Origin of the sequence: Kribbella aluminosa (assembly GCF_017876295.1) — a bacterium.
In the GTDB taxonomy this organism is placed as follows: Bacteria; Actinomycetota; Actinomycetes; order Propionibacteriales; family Kribbellaceae; genus Kribbella; species Kribbella aluminosa.
On sequence record NZ_JAGINT010000001.1, the window covers coordinates 2,620,857 to 2,636,076 of the forward strand.

Genomic DNA, 15,220 nt, shown 5'->3' on the forward strand with positions numbered 1-15,220 from the left:
TCGGACCGGTGACGGCCCTGGACGGACGCGGGACCGCCCGTGGTCATCCAGGGGCTGAAGGTGCGTGCGCTGCTGGCCGACCTGCTGGTGCATGAGGGACGGCCTGTTCCTGCTGACCGGCTCATCGACCACCTGTGGGGCACCGAGCTGCCAGGCAATCCGTCGGGGACCCTGTCGGCGAAGGTGTCGCAGTTGCGCCGCGCTTTCGAGGACGCCGAGCCCGGCAGTCGGGCACTGGTCCGGTCAGGGCCTGCCGGGTACTCGCTGGCGCTGGAGAGCACCACTTGTGACTCCCTCCGCTTCCGGGAGCTGCTGGACGCCGGTGCTGTCGACGAAGCGCTGGCACTGTGGCGTGGGCCGGCGTACGCGGACTTCGCCGACGAGGCCTTTGTCGAGACGGCTGTCGCCAGGCTGACGGACGAGCGGCTGAGCGCGTGCGAGCGAGCTGATCTGTCCGTGGCCGACCTGTCGGACCTGGTTCGTGCGCACCCGCTGCGTGAGGGGTTGCGGGCTGCGCAGATGAAGGCCCTGTACCGCGCTGGCCGTCAGAGCGAGGCTCTGGGGAGCTTTGACGAGGTGCGGTCACTGCTGGTGGAGGAGCTCGGACTGGACCCGAGCCCTTCGTTGGTCGCGCTTCAGCAGTCGATCCTGAAGCAGGAGCTACCGCACGCGCGGAACAACCTGCCGGCCCAGGTGACCGAGCTGATCGGCCGGGAGGAGGCTCTGGCCGATCTTGGGGTTGCTCTCGGCACGGCTCGGTTGCTGACGCTGACCGGGCCCGGTGGTGTTGGCAAGACTCGCCTTGCTCTTGCAGCGGCTGCTGCGGTTGCTGAGCGGTTCGCTGACGGTGTCGTGCTGGTGGAGCTGGCTGCTGTGACACCCGATGCTCTGTCGGTCAGCAACGCGCTCACAGACGCGGTGCAGGCCGCGCTGGATCTGCGGGACACCGGAGAGGCCATCGTCGATCGTCTGGCTGCGGTGATGGGCTCCCGGTTGCTTGTGCTGGACAACTGCGAGCAGGTGGTCGAGGAGGTCGCAGTCCTGGTCGACCGTTTGCTGGCTGCTGCTCCGGGGCTCCAGGTGTTGGCAAGTAGCCGTGAACCGTTAGGCCTGGCTGGTGAGGTGGTGTGGAGCGTTCCGCCGCTGGTGATCCCGGGAGTTGATTCTGGTCCGGAGACGGTGGAGGAGTGCAGCGCGGTGCAGTTGTTCGTCGCCCGTGCTGCTGCGGCGTCACGGGGGTTCGCTCTGACGGAGGAGACCGTTGCTGATGTCGCCGTACTGTGCCGGCGGCTGGACGGGATTCCGTTGGCGCTGGAGCTTGCGGCGACGCGCGTACGAGCTCTTGGCGTACGTGGTCTGGTGGCGCGGCTGGACGACCGCTTCCGGTTGCTGGCGACAGGGCATCGCGGTGCGGCGCCGCGGCAGCAGACGTTGCACGCGATGATCGACTGGAGCTGGGAGCTGCTCGACGCGGCGGAGCAGTCCGTGCTGCAGCGCCTTGCAGTACATGCAGATGGCTGTACTGCGGAAGCGGCGGCGGCTGTTTGCGGTGAGGACGACGTACTGGATGTGCTGGTGCGGCTCGTTGACCGGTCGCTTGTCGTACCTGTTGACGGGACGCGCTTCCGGTTGCTGGAGTCGGTGGCGGCGTACTGCGTCGACAAGCTCCAGGACTCTGGTGAGCTGGAGGCTGTGCGGCAGCGGCACTTGGCGTACTACGTGTCGCTGGCTGAGTCGGCGCAACTGTTCGGCGCTGAGCAGGGCAGGTGGCTGCAGCTGCTGGATGACGACTCGGCCAACTTCAGGGTTGCGCTGGATCGTGCTGTGTCCACGGGGCAGCTGGACATGGCTGAGCGGCTTGTGGATGCGCTGGCGTGGTACTGGTTCCTGCGTGGGCGTCACTTGGAGGCCCTGCGTTCGATGGAGGCAGTTCCAGGGTCTGCGCGTGCTGGGATCTGGCGGGCGGGCTACCTGTACCTGCTTGGACGTCCTGAGGCTGCGGTGGAGCGGGACCGCTGGATCGATGCTGCTGATGCAATGGGGCAGTGGTGGATCGGATACGCCGCGAGCGATGCAGGTGACCTGGCCGCGTGTCAGTCACTGCTGGACAGCGCACTGAAGCGCTTTGAAGCAGACGGCGACCAGTGGGGAGTTGGCGCCGTACTGGCGGCACGGGCGAAGCACGCGCATGTCAGAGGAGACTTGCCGGCCCTGTACGACGACGCGTGCCGGAGCATCGCGATCTTCCGGGCGCTGGGGGATCGGTGGGGCGTCCTGCAGGCAACGAGCTGGTTCGGTGCGCACGCGGAGCTTGTCGGTGACTTCGACGAGGCGGAGCGGCTGCACCTGGAGGGCGTGGCGGCTGCTGAGGAGATCGGGCTGTGGCCCGAGCTGGCGAACGAGCTGGGGATGCTCGGCTGGACGTCGATCCGGCAGGGCCGTTACGACGCGGCTCGGTCGTACGGCGAGCGCGCGGTGCGGCTGGCCACGGAGCAGGGGCAGCGCGCGACGCAGGCGTTGGCGGAGATCGTGCTGGCGTTCGCGGCTCGTCGTACCGGGGCTCTGGGTGAGGCGTCGGAGCGGTTGCAGACGCTGATCGACGTTGCCCGCCGGCAGCAGGAGGCCGTGCTGTACCTGGCGCTCGTGCTGGACGAGCTTGGGTTCGTCAGGGAGCTGCAGGGGCGGCTGGGGGACGCCCTGGAGCTGCACGTGGAGGCTTTTCGGGTGTCGGAGGAGTTCGACTCGCTCCGTGGCATGTGCTGGGCGCTGGAAGGGATTGCCGGCTGTCACCCGGACAAGACGCTCGCCGCTGTCCTGCTGGGGTGTACGGCTGCCACTCGGGCGTCCGAGAACTATCTGGTGGCTGCCACTGAGACGGACGACCTCGACCGGGCAGTCGCTGCGGCGGCGTCGGCTCCGGACTATCAGGTGGCATACGCACGCGGCGCGGAGCTGAGTCCGGCCGAGGCGTTCACGCTGCTCGTCCGGCAGTAGATGTTCTGTAGTTGAGATTATTCATCTAGCGAAGTAGTTTTGCTCGCGAGCCAACTTCGACAGGTGAAGGTGAACGCATGGACTACGGCCACGAGCTGGTCTTCGGCACGTTCCTGACCCCCGCGGTCGACGCCCCGGACCGGGTGATCGCGCTGGCCCAGCTGACCGAGCAGGTCGGGCTGGACCTGGTCAGCTTCCAGGACCACCCGTACCAGCCCCGGCTGATGGACGCGTGGACGCTGCTGTCCGTCGTCGCCGCGCAGACCGAGCGCATCAAGGTGACCACCAACGTTGCCAACCTCCCGTTGCGGCACCCGGTCGTCCTGGCGCGCAGTGTCGCGACACTGGACCTCATCACGGGCGGCCGGGTGGAGCTCGGGCTAGGCGCAGGCGGCTTCCTGGAGGCGGTGGCGGCGAACGCGGGGCCACGGCTGACGACAGGGCAGAGCATCACCGCTCTCGAGGAGGCCATCGCGATCATGCGCGAGGTCTGGACGCCTGGAGCCGGTGGGATCCGGCTCGAGGGCAAGCACTACACCGTGGCCGGCGCCAAGCGCGGCCCGGCGCCCGCGCACGACGTGTCGATCTGGTTGGGCGCATACAAGCCGCGGATGCTGGCCCTGACCGGACGGCTCGCCGACGGCTGGCTGCCGAGCAGCGGGTACGCCGGGCCGGACGAGCTGGCTTCTATGAACAAGGTGATCGACGAGGCGGCCGTAGACGCCGGCCGGGACCCAGCGGCCGTACGGCGGCTCTACAACGTCGCCGGCCAGTTCAATGGGCGTGGCGGGTTCCTGCAGGGGCCAGAGGAGCTGTGGATCGACCAGCTGACCGAGCTGACGCTGGGCGAGGGCATCAGCACGTACATCCTTGCCTCTGACAACCCTGACGACATCAGGCGCTTCTCTGAGGTTGCAGCAGGCGTACGTGAGGCTGTGGCGATCGCACGGTCGGGTGCAGTCGTCTCTCCAGCTCCGGTGTCCAGCTTTGGCGTCGTACCGACACCACCTCCTGCTGTACGGCGGAGCGCAGTACAGCTGCTGGACGAGGCGGAGCGGCCGACCGGGCCGGCGCAGGACCCGTCACGGACGTACACGCCGTACCAGCTGCAGTCGGGGCAGCACCTGATCGATGTGCACGACCACCTGCGTGCTGAGCTCGAGCAGGTACGTGACCTGGTGGAGCAGGTCGCGGCCGGGACGCTCGGGGTCGGTGCGGCGCGGTCACACATCAACACGATGACCATGCGGCAGAACAACTGGACGCTGGGCACGTACTGCGAGTCGTACTGCCGGCTTGTCACGACGCACCACTCGCTGGAGGACGCGTCGCTCTTCCCGCACCTCCGGCGCGCCGACCCCGCTCTGGCGCCGGTGGTGGACCGGCTGCAGGAGGAGCACAAGATCATCCACGACGTGCTGGAGGGTGTCGACAAAGCGCTGGTCGCGCTCGTAGACGGCTCAGGCAGCATCGACGGATTGCGCGCCGCCATGGACCTGCTCGACGACACGCTGCTCTCGCACCTGTCCTACGAGGAGCGAGAGCTGGCGGAGCCGCTGGCGCGGCTTGGGGTGCTGTAGCTACTTCGCCTCACCCAGCAGGGAGGCGAGGATGTCGAGCAGGCGGAGCGTCGGCACCTCGCCCAGCAGCCGGGCGGCGCTGGTGGCCGGCTCCGCGATCAGGCGGACCTGGAGCAGCTTGAAGTCGCGGATGTTGGCCGGGTTCACCAGGTCGTCGCGGACCGCGGACAGGAAGGCGGAGCCGGCTGCCGACGTACCGTAGGTCATCCGGATGAAGCTGTCCGTCACCGGATACAGGTACGGCCGCTTCAGGTGCAGCAGCTTCGACTTCTTCGCGTGCCCGAAACCCCGGTGGCCGGTGAACTTGTCGTCGAGCGCCATCGCCGCCTCGAACAGCTCGCTCCCCGGCACCGCGTCCTCGAGGCGTGCGTCGACCGGGATCGCCGCGAGGTCCTTCTCGGCCTCGACCTCGAGCAGCCACGGAATGTCCAGCGCCCGGAGGTCGGAGCCGATCACCATCGTCCGGGCCAGGTCCTCGAGCGTGACCCGGTTCGGGTCGGAGCCGCCGACGGTGGTCATCCCCGGCAGCCCGTCGTAGTACTGCAGCACGGAGCCGTTCGTCTCGGCGTACAGCCGCAACTGCGCGATCGCCTCGTCGACGACGATCTTCCGGGTACCGATGTTCATGAGCCACACCCTCACACTTGTGGTGGCAGACCCGCCAGCGGGCGGACCATCATTCGAACGTTTCCTCACCTGTTTCCGCAGATCGTAGCGACTTCCGGGGGACCTGCACGCCAGAGTGACTTCCCGTTATCCACAACCTGTAATCATCTCCGCCGCCCGAGTGCCGTTCGCTATAAACTCTCTGTCACAATCCCGCGACTGAGCGGAGGCAAACCGTGCGGCCCCTACTCGCGCTCGCCCTGTCCGTCCTCCTGCTCGTGCCCTTCACCCCGACCGCACACACCGCCGCCGGATGCCTACAACTGCCTGCACCCCGACGGCGCCGTCTCAGCCGGTGGTCAGCTGCTGAGCACCGGCTGACCTCGGTCACCGGCGACCAGTCGTTGGCGGGCCCGCGCCGGTGCGGATCCGGAGCAGACCGTGACGCTGACGCCGCAGCCTCGGGTGCGGTCGATCCAGATCGGGCCGTCGGGGGATGCGGTACGCCGGTACGTGCACGAGTGGATCGTCGGGATCGAGGACGTCACCGCGGACATGCAGCACGTGCGCGACCTCGCCCGTACGTCGACAGAAGCGGCAGAGGGTCGCCGGGCTGCGGATTGCCGTGCACGCGGTCGGCGCCGCGCATCCTTGGGTGCGGAAGATGCCGGTAGTGGACGCTCGGGCGTACCGGGCGCCGAGTCGCGTGCGCGTGGCTGTCGAAGTTAGAAGGTCTTGGCGGTGGTGCGGGTGGTGGAGAGGGCTTCGTCGCGGGATTGGGGTGCGTCGCCGGTGAGGGTGGGGTGGTAGCGGATGTCGGTGATGTCGTCGATGCCGGTCCAGCGGAGCCAGTCGTTGAAGAAGGTGGACTGGAAGTTGGTGCCGAAGCTGGGGCCGAGTTGTGGGCCCCAGACGCCACTGGTGTAGATGACGGCTGCTTTACGGCCGGTGCCGGCGAGGAGGGGCTGGTATCCGGTGTGGGGGTCCAGGCCCCAGATCGTCCCGGGCTGGGAGATCACGTCGATGAACTGCTTGAGGATGTACGGGACTCCGGCGTTCCACATCGGGACGCTGAACAGGAGGCGGTCCGCGGCGAGGAAGCGCTGGACGGTCGCCTGGACGGCTTCCCAGGCCTCGGCCTCTTCGCCCTCGAGCGCTTCGCCCGCGATGAACGTCATCTTGGCGCCGGCCGCGGCCGGCCCGAACTCCGGCAGCGTGCCGTCCCACAGGTTCCAGGTGACGACCTCGTCGCCGGGGTGCGTCTCGCGGTAGACGTCGACGAACGTGTCGGCGATCCGCAACGACTCCGACTTGTTTCCACGGGGTGACGACGCGATGTGCAGCAGGGTGCTCATATGGGTGCCTTCCGATCTTATCGGACTGTAGTCCGGTTATGTTCAGGACGATACGGACCTTGGTCCGGTTAGTCAATCGGCGGCTGCAAATTGGGTTGACCGCCTCCGCATGATGAGGACATGACTACGACTTCTGGACTGTTGCTGATGGGACCTGTGGCCTTGGCGGCTCGGGTTCAGCAGCAGGCCGGTCGTTGGTGGAGGTCGATGCCCGGTCAGTCGTGATCGGGCTGGTGGTCGCGGGGCTTTTGGCTGGGTACGGCGTTGCCGTGCCGGTCGGGCCTGTCGGGACCTATCTGGTGGCGTTGACGGCGCGGAGTTCGTTGCGGATCGGGGCGTTCGCCGCTCTTGGGGTCGCTTCGGCTGATGGTGTGTACGCGGCGGTCGCTGCGGGAGCCGGTTCGATGCTGGCTCCGTTGCTCGTGCCGATTGTCGGACCGTTGCGTTGGGCATCGGTTCTGGTGCTGATCGGCCTCGCGGTGATGGGAGCGGCCAAGGCGGTACGGCGTTATCGCGAGCAGCGGATCGTCGCGCTGCAACAGGAAGCCCCGGTCGGCGCGTGGACGGCGTACCTCGGGATGCTCGGGATGACGATGCTCAACCCGTGGACGGTGATCTACTTCGCGGCGCTGGTACTCGGGGGATCGGGTGTCGCGGGTGTCGGCGGGCGGATCGTGTTCGTGGTGGCGGCGTTCGTGGCGTCGGCGAGTTGGCAACTGCTGCTCGCGGGCGGTGGAGCGCTGCTCGGACGAGTGCTGACCGGGGCGCGGGGCCGGTTGGCGACGGCGCTGGTGTCGAGCGCGCTGATCGTCGTACTTGCGGCGCGACTGGTTGTCTAGTTGAGAATGTGGCTGTGATGATTCGGCGGGGGACGTGGAGATCGCGGTGACCGATCGCGGCGGGGACGGTCCGGGGGTTGTGCTACTGGATGGGCTGGCCGGGAGCTCGCGTGAACTGCTGCCGACGGCGGACGCGTTGGTCGGCTGGCGGTTGCCTGGTGCAACGATCTGGAGAGGACCGGTGAGGGCCTGCGCCCGCGATTCGACGCGGATGTGATGGAGTCGACGATCGCCGCGGTGCAGGAGGATCGCTGGGCGGAGTGGGAGCGGCTGGAACCGTCTGCGCTTGCGGTGTTCGCCGAGCACGGCATGTTCACGCCGGAGCAGCAGGACGAGCTGATCCGACGTCGTCCGCACACCGCGCGGGCCGTGATTGCCGGCGGAAGTCACGATGCGCACCTCGATGCGTTCGACGGATGGGTCGACGTGCTTCGCAGCTATTTGCGGGCTGGGCGGACTTCGGTCTAGCGCTCCGGTACCGCTCGCTCGACGGCTCCGCCCGGGTTGAGGAACAGGAGGATCGGGGGACCTGTGTTGGGGAGGATCTGGGCGTATGCCTGGAGTTGTGGTGCGTAGTACGCGACGCGGCTGTCCAACGCTGCCGCGGGGATGGCGTCGGTCTTGTAGTCGACGATGGTCAGGCGGCCGTCGTCCTCGCGGTAGATCAGGTCGACGAAGCCTTCGAGGACGGTGCCGTCGGGCTGGAGCGTGCCGACGTACGACTCGCGCCAGTGCTCGCGGGCCGCGGCGCGTTGTACGACGTCGGACGCCAGCGCCGAGCGGACGAGGGCGGCGACGATGTCGGTGAACTCGAGGACGCCCTCGGCGAGGCACTGGGTCGATACGGCGGCGTCGAGGCCGGCGCCGGTGGAGAGGTCGACGACCTGCAGTACGGCGTGGACGGCGCGGCCGATCGCGGTGCCGTAGCGGCCCTTCGACCACGGCGGGAGCTCGACGTCGCGGGGGCCTTTCGCCGTACCGGGGTCGACGTCGGTGAGGGTGGCGTCCGGGCCGGTGCCTTCGAGGCCGGAGGCGCTCTGCGCGGAGCGGGCGCGGCTCGCGGCTTGTGCGGCGGAGGCCCGCGCTTCCCATTCCGTGCGGGAGATCGGCCGGGACACGTCGGGGGCGGCGGTCGGCTCGCGGTCGGGGACGGGCGGGCCGGTGAAGAGGGTCGAGTTCGGGGCTTCGACGCCGCCGGCGGTTGCGAGGAGCTCGGCGTTGCTGGTGTGGCGGCGGTTGCCGGAGCGGTGCAGCGAGACGACCAGGTGGTCGCGGGCGCGGGTCGCGGCGACGTACAGCAGGCGGCGGCGTTCGTAGTCGTCCATCTGTTCGTCGACGGGCTGCACGAGGTCGAAGTCCTCGGTCTGGACGGATGACTTGAGCTTGACCGCGTACCCGCCGGACTGCGGCCAGAGGACCTGTACGCCGCGTTGCCGGTTCGGCGAGGCGGTCATGCCGGACAGGATCACGATCGGGAACTCGAGTCCCTTCGCGGCGTGGATCGTCATCACCCGGACCGCGTCGGCGTCGGTCTCGGGCAGGACCGCCTCGGCGACGCGGGAGGTTTCCTCACCCTGATGGGCGGCCCAGGCGAGGTACGAGCGGAGTCCGCCGTGCTCGACCTCGGACCAGGCACGGGCCTGGTCGACGACGAACCGGATCCGCCGCCAGGCGTCGCGGGCGCGCGGGCCGATCGCGGCGACCTCGAGCATCCGGCGGTCGGCGACGATCTTCGCGAGTACTTCGCTGGGGGTGAGCCAGCGGGCGGCGTAGTGCGTACGGCGGAGCCACTCCATCGCGTCGCCGACGGGATGGGTGAGGAGCTGGTCGGGGACCGGGGCGGTCAGGGTGAACGTGCCGCCTTTGCGCTTCCACGTGAACAGGTCGTCGTCGCCGCAGCCGAACAGCGGCGAGCGGAGGGTGGTGACGAGCGCGAGCTGGTCGCTCGGGTCGCCGAGGGCGCGGGCGCAGGCGAGCAGGTCGCGGACCTCGGCGGTCTGGTAGACGAGGGAGCTGGCTTCGGCGCGGTACGGGATGTCGGCGCGGTCGAGGGCGTCTTCGAGGAACGGGAGGGAGGTGCGGGCCGGGACGAGTACGGCGATGTCGCCGGCCTCGGCGGGGCGCCAGGTTTGGGTGCGGTCGTCGTACACGAGCCAGCCGTCGCGGAGCGCTTCCTCGATGACGGAGGCGACGTCGGTGGCTTCGCGCTCGCGGAGGACGGAGGCTTGCGCGCGCGGGAGGTCGTCGTGCGGGACGGCGCCGAGGATCGTGACGGCGGGGCCGGCGGATGGGTCGACGGCGGCTGGCTCTTCGAGAGGTACGTCGATGGCGTCGCCGCGGCGGCGGAACGGGAGCACCTCCGCGAGATCGGTGAGCTCAGCACCGTGGTCGGGTTCGTCGAAGAGTGCGGGCTCGTCGAAGATCGAGAGCTGGTCACCCTCGACGGGCGTCGAGCCCCGGTCCGAGGAACCGGGGGCGCCAGGTGCGGTGGAGCTTGCTGGAGGGCGGGAGCCGCCTGGTGTGCGCGCCCCGGTGTCGGCGCTGTCGGTGTGCGGCTCGCCAGGATTGGTGCGGTGGGGGGAGAGGGCTTGGTAGGCGGGCTGGGCGGAGTCCTGGGGCTGGATCAGGGTGGTGAAGACGGTGTTGATCCACTGGAGGATCGGTGGGACGGTGCGGAAGTTGGTGGTCAGGGCGACGGTTTCGCCGAGGAGCTCCTGGGCGGTGAGGTACGTCGCGATGTTGGCGCGGCGGAACCGGTAGATGGACTGTTTCGGGTCGCCGACCACGAACAGCCTGCCCTCGGGGACCTCGATGTCGTGCCAGTCCGGGTCGGACGCCTCCGCGCCGCCGGCGATGCGGACCGCGAGCTCGATCTGGATCGGGTCCGTGTCCTGGAACTCGTCCAGCAGCAACCGCTCGAACCGCTCCTGCAGCTCATCCCGTACGTCGGCGTCGCGGCGCAGCAGGTCCCGCGCCAGCACCAGCAGGTCGTGGAACTCGAGCCGCCCGTCCGCCCGCCGCAGCTCGGCCGACTCCAGCACCCGCTCCGCGATCCAGTGCGAAAGATGCCGCAGGCAAGCATCAAGCAGCAGCTCGACCAGCGAACCGGCGACCTCGACCACCTCGGTGCAGTCCGCGCGCGCCTTCGCGATGTCCGGCCAGTTCTCCTTGCGCCCGATCCGGCCCACCTTGATCCCGCGCAGCGCCTGCAGGAACGACAGCTGTGTCTCCTGATCGGAGGCGGCCTCCAGCATCAGACCGAGCTCGCGGATCTGCACCACCTTCGGCAGCAGCCGGTCCTCGGGATCCAGACACGTCTCGGCGAGCCCGCCGATCTGCGCCGCCGCGGCGATCAGCCCGGTCAGATCCGGCATCGCCACCAGCTCGGGCGGCTCGACGAGCACCCGGTCCGCGATCAGGTCCCAGTCGTTGCCGAACAGCCGCGCCAGCGACCGCAGATGCTTGAGCTCGACCCCGACCGCCATCGCGAGCAGCAGCGGCTCGGCGATCGTGTCGTCGTCGAGCAACTGCTGCTGCAGCTCGGCCCACCGCTCCTCGAACGCGACCGACGACCCGACCTCGTCCAGTACTTCGATCAGTGGCGGCAGCCCGGCCTCGATCGGATGCGCGAGCAGGATCTGCTGCGCGAACGCGTGCAGCGTGCCGATCGAAGCCGAGTCCAGATCGTCCAGCGCCGCGTCCGCGAGCTGCCCGGCGTCCGTACGCCGTGCCTTCTCGAACTCGACCCGCAACCGGTCCCGCAGCTCCGCCCCGGCCTTCTCGGTGAACGTCACGGCCGCGATCGTCCGCAGCGGTACGCCGTCCCGCAGCACCAACGTCCGCACCCGCTCGACCAGCGCATGCGTCTTCCCCGAGCCGGCACCCGCCTCCACGAACAGCGTGGCGTCGGTATCGGACCGGATCCGCTCCCGCGCATCCCCGTCGAGCAACTGCTCGGTCATCGGCAGCTCCCTTCGATCCAGCAGGCGCGCGCCGGCACCGCCGAGCCGGCCCGCAGCACACTCGCACACCCGCTGACGGCGAGCGGAAGTGCATGCCGGGCGGGAGCTGACGGCGCAGCCGCGCGCATCGGCGGACCGGAGGTGTCGGCGCGGCCGAGGTCGTCGGAGTGGGCCGAGGGCGTCGGGAGGCTACTCATCGGCGGACTCCAGCGCGGTTGGGTCGATGAGGCGGACGAGTCGCTCCAGCACGGGATCGTGCCGCTTGCGGTCCCACCGCGCCCGAACCTCGCTGTGCCCCAGGCCGTCCGGGTTGCAGTACGGGCACTGCACCCACAGGAAGTCCGGCACTTCGGGCGCCTTCGGCGGGAAGTACCCGGCCGCGATCGAGGACACGATCACGTCGAGGGTGTCGACGTACCGCTCCTCGACCTCCGGTGTCAGCGGGACCGGGATCCGTTTGCCGCCGCGGCGGACGAACCAGTACGACGCCTCGACCGGGGTGGAGGCCTCGCCCAGTCGCGCGCGGGCGGCGTACGCGTACACCGGCAACTGCAGCTTCGTGCCGCCCGCGACCGGGTCGGACTCGATGCCCTCGTACCGCGAGAAGCCGCCGGTCTTCACGTCGGTGACGTAGATCGTCCCGTCCGCGCCGAGGTCGACCTTGTCCGCGGAACCTCGCAGCAGCACCCGCCCGGACGGCACCGGGATCTCCACCGGCGGCTCGCCGTCGAACCCGAACCGCAGCTCGCTCGCGACCACCGAGGCGGATCGCGAAGAACGCCACCGGTCGTCGTCGGTCAGCAGCACCATCAGATCCCCGAGGATCCGCAGTCGCTCGCGCTGCCACAACCGCGGATGCCCGGTCAGCCCCTCGGCCTCGAACTGATCGCCGAGGTCCGCGCCGATCGTCAGCAACAGCGTGCGTTGCTCCGCGGTCCAGGGCTCGCCGTACCCGGGCAGTGAACCGGCCAGCCGTGACACGAACGCGTCCAGGCTGTTGTGGATCAGGTTCCCGATCTGCACCGGGGAGATGACGAGCAGGTCCTCGGGCGCTTCCAGCGGCTCCACCTGAAGCAGCCGCTCGACGAAGTACGCGTGCGGACAGGTCGCGTACGACTCCAACGAGGTCGGCGACGCGATCCGCTCGTCGATCGCGAACTCCGGCAGCCCCGAAACCCCCGACAGATCCCCGTCGAACCGGGTGAACGCCTTCGACGCCCTGCCACGCAACAACTCCCGTGCCCGCACGAGCACGCCGTCGTGCACCCACAGCCGCGCCGCCGCGGCCCGCGTCTGCCACTCCTGCTCGGTCGCCGGCATGGTTGCCGTCGTCAACGAACCGGCGTACGACGCGGACGTCCGCAGCACCGCCTCGTACCTGTCCCACTGGGTCGCGGGCAGCGCGTGGTCACCGGTCAGCTCGCGCAGCGAACCGAGCAGCCAGCGCGTCGGCAAGCGCCGCGACGACCGGCGCAGATCGCCGCGCGGGAACGACGCCACCACCCGCGCACCCGAGGAGAACGCGACCAGCAGATGCCGCTGCTTCGCGTCCAGGCGGTCCCGGAACGACGCCAACTCCGGCGCCGCCGCCTCCCGCACCCGATGGGGAAGCAGCGCGTCCTCGTGCACGCGCCCCGGATACAGGTCCTCCGACAGACCGACGACATACACGATGTCCGCCGACAACCCGATGCTGGCCGACAACGGCGCCACCAGCACACCGGTGCCGAACGTCCCGACGCGTGGCAGCGACTGCTGCAACTCGAGATCGAGGACATCACGCAGTACTGCGAGACTCGCCGGCGTGCCGAGCTCGTCGAGCGTCGACAGGCCCTTCAACGACCCCTCGACCGCGGCCGCGGCGTACTGCTCCTCGATCGGCAAGGACGAGTAGTCGCCGAGCAGATCGTGGAAGAGCTGCAGCACGCCCGCCGACAGGTCGAACCACGTGTCGAGCGCGGCAAGATCGGTCAGCCGTCGGCGCAACGTGGATGCGAACGCATGCAGCCGCTCCGCGGTGGTCGCGTTGTACTGCGCTCGCCGTACCGCGGCCGGTCGTGGATCGTCGGCCGCCTCCTCCTGGTCGGCGGTCCGCCGCTCGGACTCGGCGTACCGCGCCAGCCGGGTGTCCCAGTCGTCGCCACGCACCACACCGGCCGCCCGCGACATGCGCTCCCACTGCGGCACCGGGATCCGATCGCCGGCGAAGTCCCGCGTCGGCGCGTTCGCCAGTGCCCGGAAGACGTCCGCCCGGGGTAGGTCATGATCGACAAGGGCCAGTACTTCGAGCAGCGTCCGCGCGATCGCGCGCTCGTGCACCGGACGCGTACCGGGACCGTTGACCTCGATGTGGGCGGCGGACAGGTGCTCGTGCAGCAGACGCGCGTACGGCGAGGCGGCGGCGTAGAGGACCGCGATCCGGTGCGCGGGTGTCTGGTCGAGGGCCGAGACCACGTCGCGGACCACGCACCGCACCTCGTCGTCGGCGTCGGACGCGTTCAGGATCTCGGTGGCGACCGGGTAGTTCTTCGAGATCGAGGTCGGCAGGTCGATCCCGATCCGCTCCAGCGAGCGGCGGACCGCACGGTCGGCACGGCGGACATCGGTGAGGCCGACGATCACTGTCAGATCAGCTGCCGCGTCACCGAGCGCGGCGACGAACCCGGCCTCGGACTGCGTCAGCTCCTGCGGGAGATAGAGAACGAGAGCGCCGAGCTCGCGGACCGTCGACGAGTTGACGGTCGCCGCGGCGGCGCGGAGCAGGTCGGTCGCGTCGTACCAGTCCGTGCCGAGCTCGGTGGTCACCTGACGGTGCAGGCGGATCAGGTCGCGGCCGAGCGCGGAGGCCTCCGCGACCCTGTCGAGCGCCGGATCGCTGAGGTCGCGCAGCTCCTTGTGCGCGGCAGCGAGCGCTTGAATGGTCGACGGGTGCTCCGCGACCTCGTCGAAGATGCCGGGCGCCTTCGCCAGCGCCGTACGCCAGGTGGCGGCGACGATCGGACGGGTCGCGGGCCGTCGCGGCGCGAGCAGCCCGGCCGCGATCTGTTCGGCGAGGCGCTCGAGGGTCGCGAGGTACAGACCGCCGATGGACTCCCGCGCGAGATGCCGGCGGGCGATCACCCCGGACAGGTTGTTGGGCAGCAGCAGCGTGACCGGGGTCATCGGGTCGTCGGCCTTCAGCCGCGCGACGACGGCCCGCAGGCGCTCCAGAGCGGCGGCGCCGTACGCCGTGCTCTCGATCCGCGTGCTGCTCATCAGGAAAACTCCCGCCGTTCGACTGTCATCGCAGACGCTAGACCCTGCCACGGACAGAAAGGTGAAGGGGCGCGAAACGCCACGGTTTCTGCGGTGCCGGCGGTGGCCCTCGCACAATGGAGAAATGACGGGCACCGATAATGCTCCGATGACTGCCGCGGTGCATCACGTCGAGATCTGGGTCCCGGACCTGTCCCGGGCCGTTACGAGCTGGGGCTGGGTCCTCGGCCGGCTGGGGTGGAAGGACGGTGACGGCTGGCCCGGTGGGATGACCTGGACCGCGCCGGACGGCAGCTACGTCGTGGTCGAGCAGAGTCCCGCGATGTCGGCGGCCGAGCACGACCGGATGCGGCCCGGGATGAACCACCTGGCGCTGAACGCGGCCAGCCGCGCAGAGGTCGACGGGATCGTGTCCGAGGCGGCCGATCGCGGCTGGACACTGATGTTCGCCGACCGGCATCCGTACGCCGGCGGCCCGCAGCATTACGCCGCCTTCCTGCACAACGACGACGGTTACGAGGTGGAGATCGTCGCCCCTTGAGACGACTGATGCCTGGAGTGACCACTGGGGCCAGTGGTGTGACACGATTACCCGAGGCAATGAGTACTCGCGGGGCCAGGTGTGGAAG

The 15,220-nt window shown here is 69.4% G+C and carries 12 protein-coding genes; 6 read left to right on the plus strand and 6 right to left on the minus strand.

Annotation, left to right across the window (positions count from 1 at the left end; all coding sequences use genetic code 11):
- Window positions 1–39: 39 nt before the first annotated feature.
- Together JOF29_RS12765 and JOF29_RS12770 are read left to right on the plus strand one after the other, a co-directional pair.
- Complete coding sequence (locus JOF29_RS12765; RefSeq protein WP_307863294.1) at window positions 40–2,994, plus strand: AfsR/SARP family transcriptional regulator; 2,955 nt, start codon at window positions 40–42, stop codon at window positions 2,992–2,994.
- A gap of 77 nt (window positions 2,995–3,071) precedes the next feature.
- Complete coding sequence (locus tag JOF29_RS12770; protein ID WP_209694407.1) at window positions 3,072–4,574, plus strand: LLM class flavin-dependent oxidoreductase; 1,503 nt, start codon at window positions 3,072–3,074, stop codon at window positions 4,572–4,574.
- Here the strand turns inward: JOF29_RS12770 and JOF29_RS12775 are convergent, their stop codons facing one another.
- Together JOF29_RS12775 and JOF29_RS42965 are read right to left on the minus strand one after the other, a co-directional pair.
- Window positions 4,575–5,201 (minus strand): DUF6308 family protein, encoded by a 627-nt coding sequence (locus JOF29_RS12775; RefSeq protein ID WP_209694408.1) that lies wholly within the window; start codon window positions 5,199–5,201, stop codon window positions 4,575–4,577. It lies immediately after the preceding gene.
- A gap of 338 nt (window positions 5,202–5,539) precedes the next feature.
- Window positions 5,540–5,728 carry a hypothetical protein gene (locus JOF29_RS42965; RefSeq protein ID WP_245357565.1) on the minus strand — a complete coding sequence of 63 codons (189 nt, stop codon included), beginning with the start codon at window positions 5,726–5,728 and terminating at the stop codon, window positions 5,540–5,542.
- On the opposite strand from JOF29_RS42965, the gene JOF29_RS45920 reads away from it, so the two are divergent.
- A complete protein-coding gene (locus JOF29_RS45920) occupies window positions 5,646–5,909 on the plus strand; it encodes a DUF4291 family protein (RefSeq protein WP_372446329.1) in 264 nt (87 codons plus the stop codon). The genes JOF29_RS42965 and JOF29_RS45920 overlap by 83 nt on opposite strands.
- Here the strand turns inward: JOF29_RS45920 and JOF29_RS12785 are convergent.
- On the minus strand, window positions 5,906–6,535 hold the full coding sequence (locus JOF29_RS12785) for an FMN-dependent NADH-azoreductase (RefSeq protein WP_209694410.1): 630 nt from the start codon (window positions 6,533–6,535) through the stop codon (window positions 5,906–5,908). The genes JOF29_RS45920 and JOF29_RS12785 overlap by 4 nt on opposite strands.
- A 197-nt stretch (window positions 6,536–6,732) precedes the next feature.
- Between JOF29_RS12785 and JOF29_RS12790 the strand changes: the two genes are divergently transcribed.
- Window positions 6,733–7,374, plus strand: coding sequence for a LysE family transporter (locus JOF29_RS12790; RefSeq protein WP_307863555.1), 642 nt, complete (start codon window positions 6,733–6,735; stop codon window positions 7,372–7,374).
- A 216-nt stretch (window positions 7,375–7,590) separates the two neighbouring features.
- A complete protein-coding gene (locus tag JOF29_RS12795; RefSeq protein WP_209694411.1) occupies window positions 7,591–7,842 on the plus strand; it encodes an alpha/beta fold hydrolase in 252 nt (83 codons plus the stop codon).
- On the opposite strand, the gene JOF29_RS12800 is transcribed toward JOF29_RS12795, so the two are convergent.
- The 3 genes from JOF29_RS12800 to JOF29_RS12810 are packed head-to-tail and all read right to left on the minus strand — an operon-like array spanning window position 7,839 to window position 14,591.
- Window positions 7,839–11,336 (minus strand): UvrD-helicase domain-containing protein, encoded by a 3,498-nt coding sequence (locus tag JOF29_RS12800; RefSeq protein ID WP_209694412.1) that lies wholly within the window; start codon window positions 11,334–11,336, stop codon window positions 7,839–7,841. The two genes, JOF29_RS12795 and JOF29_RS12800, sit on opposite strands and share 4 nt — an antisense overlap.
- Entirely contained in the window at window positions 11,333–11,533 is a 201-nt protein-coding gene (locus JOF29_RS12805) for a hypothetical protein (protein WP_209694413.1), read from the minus strand. The genes JOF29_RS12800 and JOF29_RS12805 overlap by 4 nt, the downstream gene beginning before the upstream one ends.
- Window positions 11,526–14,591 carry a PD-(D/E)XK nuclease family protein gene (locus tag JOF29_RS12810; RefSeq protein WP_209694414.1) on the minus strand — a complete coding sequence of 1,022 codons (3,066 nt, stop codon included), beginning with the start codon at window positions 14,589–14,591 and terminating at the stop codon, window positions 11,526–11,528. The genes JOF29_RS12805 and JOF29_RS12810 overlap by 8 nt, the downstream gene beginning before the upstream one ends.
- Before the next feature lie 148 nt (window positions 14,592–14,739).
- On the opposite strand from JOF29_RS12810, the gene JOF29_RS12815 reads away from it, so the two are divergent.
- The gene (locus JOF29_RS12815) at window positions 14,740–15,132 is read left to right on the plus strand and encodes a VOC family protein (RefSeq protein WP_209694415.1); all 393 of its coding nucleotides are present in this window, start codon (window positions 14,740–14,742) and stop codon (window positions 15,130–15,132) included.
- The last annotated feature ends 88 nt before the right edge of the window (window positions 15,133–15,220 follow it).